The following is a 17,007-nucleotide window of genomic DNA, read 5'->3' as shown; positions in this document are numbered from 1 at the left end:
TTCGATGAGTATATGGATTTTTTTCTAAAAACAGGATAAAATATATAATGAAATTAAATTATCTACTAGTTTTCGCAGAAGGACACTGGCTTATCTATTATTTAAATGGACTTGTCATATTTTAATTGAAGAAGCTGTGCAAATAACTAATATTTTTTACGAGGTATATATGAGGAAAAATAGTTTTTCAAAAGATGATATTGTTCTTATTAGATGTATGATAACGGGAGAAAGTGAAGATTATTATAGAGGAAAAGATTACCAGGGAAATCGATATCTCATTGTGAAGAATCAGTTTTTCAAGCATTTAGCTGTGGGTGACGACAGAACTTTTTATGCTTATAAGAAAGAGGATATGAGATTGTTCTCTGGAAAAGCTGCATTATATCCAATAACTCACGAGGAGTATCTTGAGCTTTTAGGTGAGGAGAGAAGCGCAGGAAAAACTCTCAAGGAATTAGGAGTTAACCTTAGAAATTTATAAGCATTGATTAATACTTATATATGATTTTTACTTTTATCAAAAAGGCGAGCTTCCAGTATAAGTGGAAGCTCGCCTTTTTGTTTTAATAGTTTTTATAGTAATAGCTAATAGCCCTATAATAAAATAATATATAATTAGTTTTACTCCTGTACATATCCCTTTGGATTTTGGCTCTGCCATCTCCAGGAATCTCTGCACATTTCATAAATATCCTTCTCAGCCTTCCATCCTAGCTCTTCATTAGCTTTTTTAGGATCTGCATAGCAGATTGCTATGTCCCCTGGTCTTCTGGAAACTATTGAGTAGTGGAGATTTTTATTGCTTGCCTTAGAAAAGGCTTCCACAATATCTAATACACTATAGCCTTTTCCAGTACCAAGATTATAAGTTATAAGTCCTGAGTTTTCCATAAGCTTTTTTAGGGCGCTTATATGGCCTTTTGCAAGGTCCACCACGTGGATGTAATCTCTTACCCCAGTGCCATCCTTAGTATCATAATCATTGCCGAAGATCTTTAGCTCTGGAAGCTCACCGATGGCAACCTTGGTTATAAATGGCATTAAATTATTAGGTATACCGTTAGGGTCTTCTCCTATAGTTCCGCTTTCATGGGCACCTACAGGGTTGAAGTATCTTAATATTGCTATATTCCAATTCTTATCTGCTTCACAAATATCTCTTAACATATCCTCGGTCATAAGCTTAGCTCTTCCATAAGGATTAGTAGCTGATAGAGGCTGATAGTCTTCTGGTATAGGAATAATATTTGCTTGACCATATACCGTAGCCGAGGAGCTGAAGATGAAGTTTTTTACTCCATATTTTTTCATAACCTTAAGGATAACTAGAGTGCTAGTTAGATTATTGTAATAATACTCTAAAGGCTTCTCCACCGATTCTCCCACCGCTTTGTAGGCTGCAAAATGTATCACAGAGTCTACGGTATTTTCCATGAAGATTTCCTCAAGGCTGGATTCCTCAGTCACATCTATATTATAAAATATAAAGGTCTTTCCTGTGATTGCTTCAATTCTTTCTTTTACCATGGCCTTACTGTTGCTCAGGTTATCTGCAACAATTACCTCATAGCTTTGATTTAGAAGTTCTACTACCGTGTGACTTCCTATATAACCCATTCCACCTGTCACTAATACTGCCATATATTGCTCTCCCTTCTTTTATAACTTATTAAATACCTAGTATATATTATATATCATAACAGTAAATACAGCTATAATGAAAGGATAATATTAGCAATAAAAGAAGCTTATAAGCTTCTATTTTCTTTTTCATAGAGATGGGAAAAATATAAGCTTATGTGATAAATGCTATTTAATGATAAATTGTATCCAATATATTAAATGTGGTTTATATTAGTAGAATGGTAGAAAAGATGGATATATAATTAGATTATAGCAATAGCTTCAATTACAATTAGTAGTGTACTATTTAAGTGTTTTTGGAGAATTTTAGGAATAATTTCATTATTATTATAGTAAATATATATGTGGATGCTTTTTTAAAGCAACCATTTAGCTAATGGCATTATTGAGAGGAGGGTATGTATGACAGTAGCAGAGGAGAGGATTCTTAAGGAAGCAATCTTACTTATAGCAGATATGGATCAAAGGATTAAGGATAGCTATTACACCGGTGAGTTTACCCTTGAAGAATTACATGAATATCAAAAGATGATAAATCTTCTTTATATACTTTATAATAGAGTCACTGATGTTAAGAACAGTTACTTTATCAAGAGCTATCTGAAAATAAAAGGAATTAAGCTAAAGAAAAATAACATATATATGGAGTTTGCTGATAATGTAAATGTACTTCATCGAAATATCAAGGAAAAGAAATTTAATGCCCTCAAGGAGAAATTTCTTAGGTACTCTGGAGTAAGTATATCAGTTAAGTGTATATGCTGTGGGAAAAAGGAAAAGTATAATGGAATTGGTACAGTGGTTAAAAGTCCTGAGGAGCTGCTCTCGGAGGTAAATACTGTAGGAAGATGGATATGCAGTGAGGAATGCTATAATCACCTTTATACCGCAAGCTAATTTAATAAAAAACTGTATTGTTAATTGCACAATGTTTATAATGAAATAAAAAGATAGAGCCGTAGAGAAAACTTCTTTACGGCTTTTCTTCGTCATTCATTCTATAACCAACGCCCACTTCTGTGAGTATATATTTAGGTTCAGCAGGGTTTTTTTCTAGTTTTCTTCTGATATTAGCCATGTTAACTCTTAGGATTTGATTATCCTTATCGGTATATGGTCCCCATATCTCCCTTAGGATATAGTCATAGGTAAGGACCTTTCCCTCATTTCTTGCTATGAGAACCAATATTTTATATTCGTTTTGAGTAAGATGAACCTCTTCACCATCTACGGTAACAGTTCTTTTATCAAAATTAATTTTAAGATTTCCATTAATATACATATTAGTAGCATCAAGATTGTCCCCATGAAATCTGTGGCGAAGGGCTGTGCGTATTCTTGCAAGAAGCTCAGAGGTGCCGAAGGGCTTGGTTATATAGTCATCTGCTCCTAAGTCCAGGGCTGCAACCTTTTCTTTTTCATGTCCTCGAGCGGAAACTACTATTATAGGTAGAGTGGACCAGCTCCGTATATTTTTTATAATTTCAGTGCCATCCATATCAGGAAGACCAAGATCTAATAGTATTAGGTCTGGGCAGTAAGAGGGTATTAGAGAAAGAGCCTCCTCACCACTTGCAGAAGTCAATACCTTATAATTATTAGCAGTAAGAACGGTGGATAAGAAACGTCTTATAGCAGCATCATCTTCAATTAACATAATGATAGATTTATTACTCATAATTATTCCTCCTCTAAGGGCAGTGTAAAGGTGAATGTTGCCCCACCATCAAGGTTATTTTGTGCAGATATTTCTCCTCCATGGACATTAACAATGGTTTTACATATAGAGAGTCCAATTCCAAGGCCTCTGGAAGAATCAGAGCTACTCCCTTTCTTAATAGTAGAGGACTTGAATAATTGAGGGAGTATATCTTTAGGGATTCCTTTTCCATTGTCTTTTACATTAAACACAGCATTTTTTCCTTCTACATAGACCTCCAAAAGCACAGAAGCATCAGGACCAGAGTATTTTATGGCGTTTTCCAGTAGATTTATAATAACCTGCTCGATAAGAACTGCATCCATGGGAACCATCAAAAATTCTTCTGGTACTTTGACTTTTATAGGACTTGTAGGAAAACGCTTTTTTACCCGTTGAACCGATTCAGCAACAATCTCTTCCACCACCTCTGGTGCTTTAGCAAGAGTCGTTGCACTTTCATTTATTCTTGTAACAGACAGTAGGTTTTCTACCAGTCTGATAAGCCAATTAGAGTCATCGTATATTCCTAGAAGGAGATTTTTTTCTGTTTCTCTATCAATATACTTTTTATTATCTAAGAGTGCTGAGGTTGCTCCAATTATTCCTGTAAGAGGTGTCCTTAAATCATGAGACACAGATCGTAATAAATTACCTCTCATTTTTTCTTTTTCTGATTCAACGACAATTTCTCTCTGCTTGTCCGATAGACGCTGCCTCTCTAAGGCCATTGCTACCTGAGAAAGAATCATATCAGTGAGTTCAATAGTAGCTTTACTAGAATCACTTTTAGAGTTTTGAAGAATACCTATAACTCCTAGGATGTTATCTTGAATGGTAACAGGGAAATATATACCTACTGGATAGGGGGAAGCGTCATTTATATAAAGCTGACGAGAATTATAGCAGTTAACAGCAGAACTTAATTCCTCACCTTTGCTAAAGAAGTCCTTGTCCTCTTCTCTGCTGTAGCAAACCTTGAAGGATGATAAGCTAGGAATGTTTGCCTCGACGTTTTTTTCACTATCAGAATATAAATCAGAGTAAAATACTACGGGCAAAGTAAAAAGCTTGTTTAAATATTCTACGGTTATAGACATTATATTTTCAAGACCACGAGTTATTAAGAGTGTTTTATTGATCTCATATAGCTGTTCAGTTCTTTTTTCTTTTAAGGAAGAAATTTCTGCATCTTTTTTGATTTTTACTGTGGAGGTACTGGTTATTAGGGAGGCTATAAGCATTCCTAAAAAGGTGACAGGGTAGCCATATTCAGTAAAATCTAAAACAAAATAGGGATAAGTAAAATAATAATTAATACCTATAAGACCTATTATAGAAGAAATGATGCCCCAAAAGTAACCGCTAGTAATTCTAGAAACGCATAACACTGCTAAAAAATATAGGGTTATGGCATTGCTAGTATTTTCTGTTATATTGATAAGAAAACCTGACAGAGCTGTAGCAGTAATAAGTATTGAAATGGTTGATAAAAAATCCTTAATAGGTCGGTTAAATCTATTAATAAGGAAATTCATAAAAAGTACCTCCAGAATTAAATGATAAATAGCTCATAAAATTATTATACATTATATTATAGGTTGTTACTTAATTAACCTATAAAGAAATCGTTAAGAAATAACGATATATATTGTTTAAATTCTTTTAGGGTGATAATATATATGAAGTCGTATAAGAATGATAGTAGACAATAAATTATATATTGGAAATTATACACAAATAGATTTTAATTTTTAGGAGAGAATGATGCAGAAAAAATTTAAGTGGAGTCCAGGAAGGATTATAGTTATTGGTTTTGCTGCTGTTATCTTAGTTGGTGCATTTCTTTTGTACATGCCCATCAGTAGAAATCCGGGAGTTCATGTAAGCTTTGTGGATGCCTTATTTACCTCCACAAGTGCTGTGTGCGTTACAGGACTCATAGCCGTTGATACAGCAGATCATTTTAATGTATTTGGACGAACAGTGGTGGCTTTACTTATACAAGTGGGAGGCTTGGGAGTTACTTCAGCAGGAGCAGCCTTTATTCTTTTAACAGGTAAGAAGATAGGCTTAAAGGAGAGGGTACTCTTAAAGGAAGGTATGAATGCGGATACCCTTCAGGGAGTGGTCAAGCTAGTAAAATCAGTGCTTTTTATGACACTTTTCTTTGAAGGAATTGGACTGATACTAAGCTTTATGGTTTTTGTTAAGGATTATCCACCCCTTAGTGCTTTGGGTATAAGTGCATTCCATTCTGTAGCTGCCTTTAATAATTCGGGCTTTGATATATTAGGCGGACTTCAAAATCTTATACCGTACAGAGATAATGTCCTTTTGAATCTGACAACTTGTTTTCTCATTATCTTCGGAGGCTTGGGCTTTTATGTAATAAAGGAAATAGTAGATAAAAAGTCTTTTAAGAATCTTTCCATGCATTCAAAAATTGTACTAACAATGACAGGAGCCTTGCTCCTGGTAGGTACCGTACTTTTAAAGGGGACTGAGGATATAACCTGGCTTGGAGCATTTTTCCATAGTACCTCTGCAAGAACCGCTGGATTTAGTACATATCCTTTAGGTACCTTTAGTAATGCAGGTCTATTTGTTCTTATTATACTGATGTTCATTGGTGCTTCTCCTGGTTCTACTGGTGGTGGTATAAAGACGACTACAGCATTCACGATTTTCAAGAGTGTATATTCTCTATCCACTAATAAATCCTGTACAGCCTTTAGAAGAAAAATACCAAATGAGAGTATAATCAAAGCTTTTGTTATAACAGCATTAGCTATGGTCTTAGTATGTATAATTACTTTTTTTATAAGCATAATAGAACCTAATCTAACCTTTATACAGGTGCTTTTTGAGGTGGTTTCTGGCTTTGGTACTGTGGGATTATCCACAGGTATAACACCAGGCCTTCATGATTTAAGTAAATTATTGCTAGTATTAACCATGTTTTTTGGAAGGCTTGGGCCTCTTACCATGGCTAGTATTTGGGTATATAAAAATTCCACAGGCGTTTCTTATGCCGAAGAAAGAATTACAATTGGATAGGAGAATAAAAAATGTTAAATCATAAATCAACAATACCCTTTGGTATTATAGGTCTAGGCCGTTTTGGGACAGCTTTAGCTGAGGCTCTTGCAGATGCAGGACATGAGGTTTTAGTTTTAGACAGTAATGAAAATAAAATTCAGATGATACAGGACAAAGTATCTCACGCTTTAGTAGTTCCTCACCTTGATAAAAAGGCTTTAATAGAGGCTGGAGTTCAAAATTGTGAAACGGTTGTTGTGTGCATCGGTGAAACTATAGAGGTAAGTATACTAGTAACGGTAAATGTTATAGAGCTTGGTGTTCCAAGGGTTATATCTAAAGCCATAAGTGCTGACCATGGTAAGGTGCTGGATAGGATGGGGGCGGAGGTAGTGTACCCTGAGCGAGATAGAGCAATTCGTCTGGCTAGTACTCTCACAGCTCATAGGGTTATGGATTATATAGAGCTTTCAGAGGAATATGAAATCAGTGAGCTTAAGGTTTCTGAAAGATGTCATGGTCATAGTCTTCAGGAAATGAATATAAGGAAGAAATACAGCTTGAATGTTATAGCTATTATTCATGATGGCACGCCATTGATTGAGTTTGATCCAGATATGATTCTTGAAGATGGGGATGTTATAGTGGTTATTGGCAAAAAGGCTAATATAGCAAGGCTCGCTAAGAATTTAGATTAGTGGCATAAGTAGTTAATAAGGGCTATCGCTTTTGATTGAAAAAATCGCAGGCTAAGCCCTTTTTTTAGTTGCCTTCAGTAAAGCAACAATTTTAATATTTGTGGAAGAGCTATTGACTAAGAAGTTAATAGATGATTATACCAAGTACTGCCACTATTACAATTAATAAAATTGGGTCCACCTTTTTTAAGGCAGCTATAAAAGCACCAATAAAAAATAATATACTTGTAAGGTCAATAAAGTTTTCTTTGTTAATAAGAGTCAGAGCCGCTGCTGCTATTAAGCCTATTACTGCTGGACGGATACCTATAAAGGCGTAATCAACATACTTATTGTTTTTAAACTTCATAAAGAAGATGGATATTAGAGTCATTATTATCATCGACGGCAATATTACTCCTAGGGTAGCAACCACAGAGCCGAAAAAGGAATTTGTGGCAGTATAGCCTATGTAGGTAGCGCTATTTATAGCTATTGGTCCAGGGGTTATTTGAGAGATAGCAATTATATCTGTAAATTCACTGACGGTGACCCATCCATGACCTACCACCTCTTCTCTGATAAGAGGAAGCATGGCATAGCCTCCACCAAAGCTGAAGAGACCTACCTTGAAAAATGAAATGAAAATTTGTATAAAAAGGTTCATCTATTTACCCTCCTTAACTTTACCATAAATAATACCACCGGCAGCGGCTATGAGAATCACTATAATTGGTGATATTCCGCCATAGGCTATAAGTAGGGCTGAAGCTACAGGGATGAGCAGCTTAAGACTTTTAAGGCCTATAGACTTGCTCATAGTAATAACAGGGGCAACTATAAGGGCTACAATAGCAGGACGAATACCCTTAAAGGCCTTGTCCACATATATGTTATCTCTGATATCTCTAAAAAATAATGCGATGATCAGTATTATAGTAAAGGAAGGGAGTACTGAACCTAAGGTTGTTATTAATGCTCCTAATACTCCTGAATCTTTAAAGCCAACAAAAACTGCAGTGTTAATAGCTATTGGTCCTGGAGATGATTGAGCTAATGCTAAGGTATCTATAAATTCTTCTTTTTGAAGCCAGCCCTTATTATCAACTACCTCCTTCTGGATTAAAGGTACCATAGCGTAGCCACCACCAAGAGTAAAGGCGCCAATTTTGAAAAATACCATAAATAAATCTAAATAATGCTTCATAAATTATCCTCCGTATAAGGGTGTATTTCTACAATAATATTATTATACAGCAAAATTTACCACCCATGGTAGCTTTGTATGGATTTAATAAAAACAGTGTGTTGGTTTTCTTTGCCATGTGATAAAATGGATATTATAAAAATTAATTATAGGAGTAGTGCGATGAATCAGAGAAAAGTACGCAGTAATATTATGTTGATAGCCGCAGCTATGATCTGGGGCTTTGCCTTCGTAGCGCAAAGTGTTGGTATGGATTATGTAGAGCCCTTTACCTTTAATGCCGTTAGAATTTTAATTGCAGGGATAGTTCTTGTTATTTATATTCTATTTAGGAATTCCATTGATAGGAGGAAAAATATAAGGCCCCAAGTTATAACAGTAGAGAATAGGAGAAATCTTATTGTTGGAGGAGTATTATGTGGAATCGCTTTGTTTGCTGCTAGTTCTCTTCAGCAAATTGGTCTTCAATATACCACTGCTGGAAAAGCAGGCTTCATCACAGCACTTTATATAGTGATAGTGCCCTTGCTAGGTATAATCAGTAGAAGAAAAGTATCGGTGAAAGTATGGGTGGGAGTATTGATAGCTGTTATAGGGATGTATCTTTTATGTATAAATGATGGGTTCACCATTAACAAGGGGGACATATTAGTAGTGCTTTGTGCTTTTATATTTTCCATTCATATATTAATAATAGATCGTTATTCACCCTTAGTAGATGGGGTTATTATGTCCTGTATTCAGTTCTTTACCTGTGGAATTCTTTCAATAATACCCATGGTAATCTTTGAAAGTCCTAATATAGCTTCAATACTTCAGGCATGGCTGCCGATCCTATATGCTGGTGCCTTATCAGGAGGAGTTGCTTATACCCTGCAGATTATAGGACAGAAAGGAACTGACCCTTCTGTTAGCTCACTGCTCCTCAGCTTAGAATCGGTTTTTGCAGCCCTAGGGGGCTTTATAATACTTAATGAAATCTTTACGGAAAGAGAATTTATAGGTTGTCTGTTGATATTCTCAGCAGTAATAATAACTCAGTTGCCGGAAAAAAGACCTATGAGGATAAACAGTGAGCAGATGGAGGATGTTTACTAATTATTAAATGTTAATCTGTATAAATAGTGAAAATGTGTATAAAAAGAAGGCTATTGTGTATATCCACTTAAGAGTAAATAAAAAATTAATATTGAAGAATATACCTTTATTTACTTAAAACACTACATTACAATAGATTCAATAGTAAACATAATTATTGGCATTGTTGTTGCTAGTAAGATAATATCACTGCTGTTATACAGCATAAGCTAAGGAGGTAAATATGAAATTTCCAAAGGATTTTCTTTTTGGTGCAGCATCGGCTTCTTATCAGGTGGAAGGAGCGTGGAATGAGGATGGAAAAGGTCTTTCAAACTGGGATGTTTTTTCCAAGCTTCCAGGAAAGACATTTGAAGGCACCAATGGAGACATAGCTGTAGATCATTATCATAGGTATGTGGAAGATATAGGACTCATGGCAGAAATGGGTTTAGAATCCTATAGATTCTCTATTTCGTGGCCTAGAATTATTCCCAATGGACAGGGAGAGGTTAACGAAAAAGGAATTGAATTTTACAACAATCTTATCAATGAGTGCTTAAAGCATGGCATAGTTCCCTTTGTAACTCTATACCATTGGGACTTGCCTCAAGTTTTGGAGGAGGCAGGAGGGTGGACAAACAAAAATACTGTAGAAGCTTTTGTAGAATATGCTCGTGTCTGCTTTGAGGCTTTTGGAGATAGGGTTAAACACTGGATTACCTTTAATGAGACCGTAGTTTTTTGTGCTCATGGCTATCTCGCAGGGGCACATCCGCCAGGAATTGTAAATGACCCTAAGAAATATTTCCAGGCTACCCATAATGTATTTCTTGCCCATGGAAGGGCCATAAAGGAATATAAAAGATTAAATCAGTATGGGGAAATAGGAATAACTCATGTGTTTTCCCCAGCCTTCAGTATTGATGATAATAAAGATAATATTTGGGCAGCTGATCATTCTAATGAATTTGAGTTGAATTGGTATTATGATCCAATATTAAAAGGAAAATATCCTGAATATGTAGTAGATATCATAGAGAAGAATGGATGGACTCCCGATTGGACTGCCAGTGAGCTTAATGAAATAGCAGAAGCAGCACCCTTGAATGATTTTATAGGCTTGAATTATTATCAGCCTAAGAGAGTGGCAAAAAACACAGCTTCTGCAGATTCTGTGGCCACAGGAAGAGAAAAGTCCACTGGTGCTCCTGGCAATGTATCCTTTGATGGAGCTTATAAAACTGTAATGATGGAGGACAAGGTTTACACAAAATGGGGTTGGGAAATATCTCCTGAAGGCTTCCTTCAAGGGCTCAGGATGCTGAAGGAGCGTTATGGAGATATTAAGCTATATATAACAGAAAATGGCTTAGGAGATGAGGACCCGATTATCCAGGGAGAAATAGTAGATGTACCTAGAATAAACTATATTAAAGAACATTTAAAGGCAGTAAAGACAGCTATTGGAGAGGGAATTAATTTAAAGGGCTATTATGCCTGGTCGGTAATTGACCTTTTAAGCTGGCTTAATGGTTATAAAAAGCAATACGGCTTTATTTATGTTGATCATAAGAATAATTATAATAGGAAGAAAAAGCTATCCTTTTACTGGTATAAACATATTATTGAAACTAGGGGAGAAGAGCTTTAATAAAGAATGGGCATGCTGAATAGAAAATTCAGCATGTCTTTTCATATTTGTTGATTTTATTATATTTATAAAGTACGTGGCAGAAAGGAAAGAAATGATTAATAAATATAGAGAGATAATGTTAACTTACTAATAATGCCAAATTTAATTAGTAAGTTAATAATAGCAGTGATTGTATACGTATACAATAAGCTGATGATTATATATAATTAAGTAGATAGCATTGTTTTTAAGGAGGAATTTCAGTGGATGTAGACAAGCTTTATATAGGGCTTTTAAAAGAAGAGGTTAAGCCTGCCCTGGGATGTACAGAGCCTGTGGCTATAGCTTATGCAACAGCAAAGGCATCAGAGCTATTGGGTGAGATACCAGAAAATATCCATTTATTATTAAGTGTAAATATTATAAAAAATGCCTTAGGAGTTGGTATTCCAGGAACTGATACTACTGGCGCAGCAATGGCATCGGCTTTAGGAGCAGTATGTAGAAATTCTCATCTAGGGCTAGGACTTTTAAGTGAGATAACTGAAGATAGGTACCAAGAAGCAAAGAAAATCCTTGAAGAAAATAGAATTTCCTTAGGTATTAATAACGGTGATGAAAAACTTTATATTGAAGTTATCTGTAGCTGTATAAATAAAAATACAAGGGTAGTTATTCAAGGAGACCATACAAATATAATTTTAATGGAACGGAATGGAGAGACGATATACTCTAAAGAGCGGACTAACCCTGAGCTTGATAATAAGTATGATGAAATGGGAAAGAATGAGAGGAGAGAGGCTTTCCTTTCTATAAATGCTATCTACAGCTTTATAAAAAATATTCCTTTCCAGGAGATATCTTTTTTGTTGGAAGGAATAAATATGAATAAAAGAGTTTCCCAGGAGGGTCTATCTAACCAATGGGGGCTTATGGTAGGAGAAAAAATTTATAACAGCATAGAATTCAATCCTCTACAGAACAGTCTTGCAAATAAAATTGTTGCAGAAACGGCGGCAGCCTCTGATGCTAGAATGGCAGGCTGTAGTCTTCCCATTATGACCACAGCTGGCAGTGGTAATCAGGGAATTACCTGTACCTTGCCCCCGGCAGTGTTAGCTAGAGAGCTTAATAAGAGTGATGAAGAGCTTATTAGAGCTGTTGCCCTGAGTAATTTAGTAACCATTTATATCAAGGAATTTATGGGGAGGCTTTCACCTATCTGTGGAGCAGGAATAGCAGCATCTACAGGAGCTGCAGCAGGAATGACCTATCTATTAAAGGATGAATTAGACAGTATAAAGTGTGCCATAAACAATATGCTTGCTGATGTGGCAGGGATTATATGTGATGGAGCCAAGTCCAGCTGTGCCCTAAAGATAGCTACCTCTGTAAATGCAGCAATACAGTGCTCTATGCTTGCAGTTAAGGGCATTCAGCCCGGAGGGCTGGAGGGAATAATTAATGATGATGTAGATAAAACCATACGAAATATTGGGGATTTAGTCCAGAAGGGGTATGAAAATACAGATAGAGCTATTCTGGAAATAATGCTGAATAAATAGAAGGTGAAGTAAAAAGATGAATTTTGAAGGGTTTGTTCAAGGTATAAATATTCTTGAACAAGCCTTTTTTATATAAATATTATCTGAATAATAAGAGAAAAAATGGAAATAATTATAGCTAATAGCAGCTTACATGAATATAATATATAGCTTATAGAAATTATTTTAATTAACTTTTGGGAGGTAATATTATGAGTAGGAAGTTGTCAGTTAAATTATTATCCTTAGGACTAATATTAATTTTTCTTTTGGGCTTAAGAGCCTGGATATTTAGTTTTAATAATAACGAAAAAGAGCTTTTGGCATCGGCGGAGCAGGAAAGTTATGAGGAAGAGGTTATAGTTCCTGTACAGGGGATTGATGAAGCAGCAGAAACCGTAGTCTTAGAGCCAGAGAAGAATAATAGTGAAGAAACGATAGTTTCCCAACCAGAAAATAATACTGAAGATATAAGCAGTAAAGAAATTACCTCAGAGGAGGCTGAAGAGGTAATTCGCAAAGCTTATTTAAATTCTATTTGTATTTTTAATAGAGATGTGGATAGAAGCGAATATATTGATGAAGGAATATACTGCAGGCCACAGGATAAACAGTTAAGCTATCATACCATTTTAAATACTCTCAAAAGCTATTATACAGATGATTTTATAGAAAAGGGAAATATTGCAGATAAGGCTCTCAAGATGCATGAAGGAAAGCTATATGTTTTGCTTCTGGAAGGACAATATGACTACAACTCTAATTTTGAGATATTGGATATTAAGTCCACAGAAGATACAGCAGAGGTAAGAGTTAAGCTGATTACTGAGTATGACACATTAGAATCAGTAGTCACCTTAAAGCAGGAAGAAGGTAGTTGGAAGGTAGCAGATGGAGTGATTTTTCCACAGCTGCCTTAATTATATAAAATATTAAGCTCCAAGAATCTAACTTTAGAAATTCTTGGAGCTTTTTTTATGCTCAAGCTGAATGCTATAGCTCTACTAAGCCCTTGGTGGTAAGTCGAATTTCTGGTATTACTGGGAGACTTACAAAGCCTAAGGTCATGAAGGGATCTATGTTTTTGCTAACACCCTGGCTATAGGCTTGTTCTTTTAAAGCTTTCATTATTTCCTCAACCTCATCGGTGTTTCTTTCACACATTAAACCGGCAATAGGAAGAGGAAGCTCTCCTATGATCCTTCCGTTTAGTGCTATGGCTAGGCCACCTTCATTATTACGAACACAATTTGCAGCTAGAGCCATGTCCTTTTCGTTTGTGCCTGCTACTATGAGATTATGACTGTCATGAGCTATGCTCGTTGCCAAAGCACCTTCTTTAAGACCATAGCCATGTAGATAGCTTCTTCCTATATGACCTGTGCCTTTGTGCCTTTCGATTACTGCAAGCTTAGTGCAGTTTTCAAGATTTTCAAGGATAAGCTTTTTTGTGGTTATCTGTCCATCCTCTAGACCTATTACCGTATAGGGAGGTTTATCCTCGAAGATAAAATCCGAAGGGGATAACTCTTTGACATTAAAGGTACTTTGAACTCTTTTTAATAGTGATTTATCTACAGCTGGCTTCATAAAAGCTCTTAATCCTTGGGCTTTAGAATAGATTTTTTCACCTTCCTTATACACCTCAAGAATATCTAGCTTATTTATATCAGAAGTGACAATAAAGTTTGCCTTGTAGCCTATTCCAATAGCTCCTACCTCAGGCAGGCGGAAGTACTTTGCAGTATTAAAGCTTGCCATTTTAATAGCAAATATAGGATCAGCGCCAAGACTTATAGCCTTCTTAATAATATAATCTAGATGTCCATGGTACTTAAGCTCTCCAGGATGCTTATCATCAGTAACTAACATACAGCGGAAATGATATTTTTCCTCAAAAAGCTTCATGAGAGAAGAGAGATTTTTTGCAGCAGTTCCCTCACGAATCATAACCCACATACCTTTTCTAAGCTTTTCTAAGGCTTCCTCTTCTGTTATGCTTTCATGGTCTGAGGTTATTCCAGCAGTTATATAAGCATTAATTTCATTTCCTACAAGGTTAGGAGCATGGCCGTCTACCCTCTTATGATATGCTAGAGTAGAGGAGATTTTATCCATAAGCTCTTTATCTTCAGCTAGTACACCCACAAAGTTCATCACTTCTCCTAGTCCTAGAACTCTTTTTTCTCTTAGGTAGGGTACTAACTCATGATGGGTGAGCTTGGCTCCATTTTCGTCCTCTGGAGTGGCAGGAACACAGGAGGGAAGCATCATAAAAACATCTAATGGGAGATCTTCAGTGGATTTTAGCATATAATCTAAACCGTCAGTACCTGTTACATTGGCAATTTCATGAGGGTCTGCTATAACTGCAGTAGTACCATGAGGTATTACTGAGCAGGCAAACTCATAAGGGGATACGATTGAGGACTCTAAGTGAATGTGTCCATCAATAAAGGAAGGGATGACAGTTTTACCCTGAAGGTCTATTTCTTCTATACCCTCGTAATCCCCAATACCCACAAAATAACCATGATGGATGGCAATAGTTCCTTCTAAAAGTTCATTGGTGAATACGTTTAAATATTTACCGTTCTTAAGTACAAGCTCAGCTTTATGGGTCCCTAAGGCTGTTTTGATTTTGCTAGGCATAAGTTACCTCCTTATTTAATAGTTTTAATAATTTTTATACTGTTAAATTTTTAGCGAAATCCGTCTATTTTTAATAATTAGTATAACACTAAAATTCCTTAATGGGTATATATAAATTAATGATATCTTTTATTTAGATAACTATTTCAACGTTAATAATTATTTATATCTTATATTATCAATAAGTAAATAAAGGAAACCACATTTGTCTATGTAGTTTCCTTTGTTATTTCTAATCTATAAGATCTTTTTCTTTTAGGAAGGTATCAGCGACTACTCTAGGGTCCTGCTCTTCTTTATCCACCTTATAATTTAATTCTCTCATAGTTTCATCATTAATTAACCCTGAAAGCTTATTTAATTCATCAGCTATTTCTGGATATTTTTCAAGGGTGTCCATTCTCACTACGGGAGCAGCATGATAAGGGGGGAAGAGCTTTAGGTCATCTTCTAATACTTGAAGGTTAAAGGCTTTTAATAAACCGTCGGTAGAGAAGGCATCAATTACATCACCTTGTCCTGAATTTATAGATGTATATCTTAAGCCTCCATCAACGGTGCTTACTTGTCCAAAGTTCATATTATAGAGATTTTGAAGTCCTACGAGTCCATCTTCTCTTGTAGAGAATTCTATTGTACAGGTAAGTATTATCTCTGGTGCTATTTTAGCTAAATCAGAGAAGGTTTTAAGATTATATTTATCTGCTAGCTCTTTTGTTACCGCTAAGGTATAAGTATTGTTAAAGCCTAGAGGCTTTAACCAAGTAAGCTCATAATTACTTTCAAAATATTCCTTTGCCTGCCTATAGGTTTCATCTGAGTCACTTATTGCTTCCTTACCCATAATATTTACAAATGCAGTTCCAGTATATTCTATAGAGATATCTAGCTCTCCAGCTTTCATTGCGTTTAGCACAACGCTACTGCCACCAAGGTTAATTTTTCTTTCTACCTTAATGTCAGTATTTTCCTCTATTAGTGTAGAAACCATATGAGCTAATATATGTTGTTCATTAAAGTTTTTAGAGCCTACGGATATAGTAGTGGTAGTATCTTTAGTTAATGCATTAGCCACGGTAGATATTAGTACTAATACAAATATTGCTGGGGCAACTTTGATAGCAAGACTTTTTTGGAAGGGAGACTTTTCTCTTTTTCCTACCTTGATTTTTCCATCAGCAGTTTTAATACCTTTAGGTGTTACAAGGAGTTCAATCTTTCCAATAATTAAATCCATTAGTAATGCCAAAATACAAGCTGGTATTGCACCGGCAAGAATCATATAATTATTAACGGTTTGCACTCCAGAAAACACCATATATCCAAGACCACCGGCACCTATGAAGGCTGCTATGGTCATAAGACCTACTGCTGTAACAGCGGATATTCTTATACCTGTCATAATTACTGGCATGGCTAGAGGGAACTGAATCATTCGAAGAATTTGTCCTTTTGTTAGTCCCATACCTCGTGCTGCTTCTAGTGTATCTGGATTTATGTTCATCAAGCCTGTATAGGTGTTTTTTATTATTGGTAGTAGTGAGTATAAAAATACCATAACAATTGCTGGTGTACTCCCTATCCCTAGTATGGGTATCATGAAACCTAATAGTGCTAAGCTAGGAACTGCTTGAATGATACTAGCTAAGGCTAGGATAGGAGAGGAAAGTTTTTTTACCCTGGTAATTAATATTCCTATTGGAACTCCAATTAAAATTGAAAATAATACCGCATAAAGAGTGAGCTCTATATGTTCTACAGCGAGGTTAAGTATTTGATCACTTCTAGAAGATATGAAGGTGAAAAATCCCTTAATATATACCATT

At 35.6% G+C, this 17,007-nt stretch carries 15 protein-coding genes; 8 read left to right on the top strand and 7 right to left on the bottom strand.

The window, feature by feature from the left end; all coding sequences use genetic code 11:
- Positions 1-169 precede the first annotated feature (169 nt).
- Complete coding sequence (locus ACPWSR_RS02695; protein ID WP_426350160.1) at positions 170-484, top strand: hypothetical protein; 315 nt, start codon at positions 170-172, stop codon at positions 482-484.
- A gap of 140 nt (positions 485-624) precedes the next feature.
- Here the strand turns inward: ACPWSR_RS02695 and galE are convergent, their stop codons facing one another.
- Positions 625-1,644: a UDP-glucose 4-epimerase GalE gene (gene galE, locus ACPWSR_RS02690; RefSeq protein WP_426350159.1), complete on the bottom strand. Its 1,020-nt coding sequence runs from the start codon at positions 1,642-1,644 to the stop codon at positions 625-627.
- 405 nt (positions 1,645-2,049) lie between these two features.
- On the opposite strand from galE, the gene ACPWSR_RS02685 reads away from it, so the two are divergent.
- Entirely contained in the window at positions 2,050-2,544 is a 495-nt protein-coding gene (locus ACPWSR_RS02685; RefSeq protein ID WP_426350158.1) for a hypothetical protein, read from the top strand.
- Positions 2,545-2,620: 76 nt separating this feature from the next.
- Here ACPWSR_RS02685 and ACPWSR_RS02680 read toward each other — a convergent pair whose 3' ends face one another.
- Both ACPWSR_RS02680 and ACPWSR_RS02675 read right to left on the bottom strand, forming a co-directional pair.
- Positions 2,621-3,325 (bottom strand): response regulator, encoded by a 705-nt coding sequence (locus ACPWSR_RS02680; RefSeq protein ID WP_426350157.1) that lies wholly within the window; start codon positions 3,323-3,325, stop codon positions 2,621-2,623.
- A gap of 2 nt (positions 3,326-3,327) precedes the next feature.
- Positions 3,328-4,884, bottom strand: a complete 1,557-nt coding sequence (locus ACPWSR_RS02675) for a sensor histidine kinase (RefSeq protein ID WP_426350156.1) — start codon at positions 4,882-4,884, stop codon at positions 3,328-3,330.
- Between the two features lie 229 nt (positions 4,885-5,113).
- On the opposite strand from ACPWSR_RS02675, the gene ACPWSR_RS02670 reads away from it, so the two are divergent.
- Entirely contained in the window at positions 5,114-6,406 is a 1,293-nt protein-coding gene (locus ACPWSR_RS02670; protein WP_426350155.1) for a TrkH family potassium uptake protein, read from the top strand.
- An 11-nt stretch (positions 6,407-6,417) separates the two neighbouring features.
- Positions 6,418-7,086: a potassium channel family protein gene (locus ACPWSR_RS02665; RefSeq protein WP_426350154.1), complete on the top strand. Its 669-nt coding sequence runs from the start codon at positions 6,418-6,420 to the stop codon at positions 7,084-7,086.
- 124 nt (positions 7,087-7,210) lie between these two features.
- On the opposite strand, the gene ACPWSR_RS02660 is transcribed toward ACPWSR_RS02665, so the two are convergent.
- Complete coding sequence (locus ACPWSR_RS02660; protein ID WP_426350153.1) at positions 7,211-7,732, bottom strand: chromate transporter; 522 nt, start codon at positions 7,730-7,732, stop codon at positions 7,211-7,213.
- Positions 7,733-8,272: a chromate transporter gene (locus ACPWSR_RS02655; RefSeq protein ID WP_426350152.1), complete on the bottom strand. Its 540-nt coding sequence runs from the start codon at positions 8,270-8,272 to the stop codon at positions 7,733-7,735. It abuts the gene before it with no gap.
- Positions 8,273-8,434: 162 nt separating this feature from the next.
- Between ACPWSR_RS02655 and ACPWSR_RS02650 the strand changes: the two genes are divergently transcribed.
- The 4 genes from ACPWSR_RS02650 to ACPWSR_RS02635 all read left to right on the top strand — a co-directional run bounded on the left by ACPWSR_RS02650 (position 8,435) and on the right by ACPWSR_RS02635 (position 13,449).
- Positions 8,435-9,370, top strand: coding sequence for a DMT family transporter (locus ACPWSR_RS02650; RefSeq protein WP_426350151.1), 936 nt, complete (start codon positions 8,435-8,437; stop codon positions 9,368-9,370).
- Positions 9,371-9,593: 223 nt separating this feature from the next.
- Entirely contained in the window at positions 9,594-11,003 is a 1,410-nt protein-coding gene (locus ACPWSR_RS02645; protein ID WP_426350150.1) for a GH1 family beta-glucosidase, read from the top strand.
- A gap of 245 nt (positions 11,004-11,248) precedes the next feature.
- Positions 11,249-12,550: a serine dehydratase subunit alpha family protein gene (locus ACPWSR_RS02640; protein WP_426350149.1), complete on the top strand. Its 1,302-nt coding sequence runs from the start codon at positions 11,249-11,251 to the stop codon at positions 12,548-12,550.
- Between the two features lie 191 nt (positions 12,551-12,741).
- Complete coding sequence (locus ACPWSR_RS02635; RefSeq protein WP_426350148.1) at positions 12,742-13,449, top strand: hypothetical protein; 708 nt, start codon at positions 12,742-12,744, stop codon at positions 13,447-13,449.
- Between the two features lie 73 nt (positions 13,450-13,522).
- On the opposite strand, the gene ade is transcribed toward ACPWSR_RS02635, so the two are convergent.
- Both ade and ACPWSR_RS02625 read right to left on the bottom strand, forming a co-directional pair.
- Entirely contained in the window at positions 13,523-15,181 is a 1,659-nt protein-coding gene (gene ade, locus ACPWSR_RS02630) for an adenine deaminase (RefSeq protein ID WP_426350147.1), read from the bottom strand.
- A gap of 232 nt (positions 15,182-15,413) precedes the next feature.
- Entirely contained in the window at positions 15,414-17,006 is a 1,593-nt protein-coding gene (locus ACPWSR_RS02625; RefSeq protein ID WP_426350146.1) for a glycine betaine ABC transporter substrate-binding protein, read from the bottom strand.
- Position 17,007: the final 1 nt, after the last annotated feature.

Source organism: Alloiococcus sp. CFN-8 (genome assembly GCF_049943125.1).
GTDB lineage: Bacteria > Bacillota > Clostridia > Clostridiales > Clostridiaceae > JAEXZL01.
Note: the sequence above shows the minus strand (reverse complement) of the source record. Positions and strands in the feature narration are given on the sequence as shown.

Coding starts and splice junctions, on each gene's coding strand:
- ACPWSR_RS02695 (WP_426350160.1), top strand. CDS start 170: ATGAGGAAAAATAGTTTTTCAAAAGATGATATTGTTCTTATTAGATGT.
- galE (WP_426350159.1), bottom strand. CDS start 1,644: ATGGCAGTATTAGTGACAGGTGGAATGGGTTATATAGGAAGTCACACG.
- ACPWSR_RS02685 (WP_426350158.1), top strand. CDS start 2,050: ATGACAGTAGCAGAGGAGAGGATTCTTAAGGAAGCAATCTTACTTATA.
- ACPWSR_RS02680 (WP_426350157.1), bottom strand. CDS start 3,325: ATGAGTAATAAATCTATCATTATGTTAATTGAAGATGATGCTGCTATA.
- ACPWSR_RS02675 (WP_426350156.1), bottom strand. CDS start 4,884: ATGAATTTCCTTATTAATAGATTTAACCGACCTATTAAGGATTTTTTA.
- ACPWSR_RS02670 (WP_426350155.1), top strand. CDS start 5,114: ATGCAGAAAAAATTTAAGTGGAGTCCAGGAAGGATTATAGTTATTGGT.
- ACPWSR_RS02665 (WP_426350154.1), top strand. CDS start 6,418: ATGTTAAATCATAAATCAACAATACCCTTTGGTATTATAGGTCTAGGC.
- ACPWSR_RS02660 (WP_426350153.1), bottom strand. CDS start 7,732: ATGAACCTTTTTATACAAATTTTCATTTCATTTTTCAAGGTAGGTCTC.
- ACPWSR_RS02655 (WP_426350152.1), bottom strand. CDS start 8,272: ATGAAGCATTATTTAGATTTATTTATGGTATTTTTCAAAATTGGCGCC.
- ACPWSR_RS02650 (WP_426350151.1), top strand. CDS start 8,435: ATGAATCAGAGAAAAGTACGCAGTAATATTATGTTGATAGCCGCAGCT.
- ACPWSR_RS02645 (WP_426350150.1), top strand. CDS start 9,594: ATGAAATTTCCAAAGGATTTTCTTTTTGGTGCAGCATCGGCTTCTTAT.
- ACPWSR_RS02635 (WP_426350148.1), top strand. CDS start 12,742: ATGAGTAGGAAGTTGTCAGTTAAATTATTATCCTTAGGACTAATATTA.
- ade (WP_426350147.1), bottom strand. CDS start 15,181: ATGCCTAGCAAAATCAAAACAGCCTTAGGGACCCATAAAGCTGAGCTT.
- ACPWSR_RS02625 (WP_426350146.1), bottom strand. CDS start 17,006: ATGGTATATATTAAGGGATTTTTCACCTTCATATCTTCTAGAAGTGAT.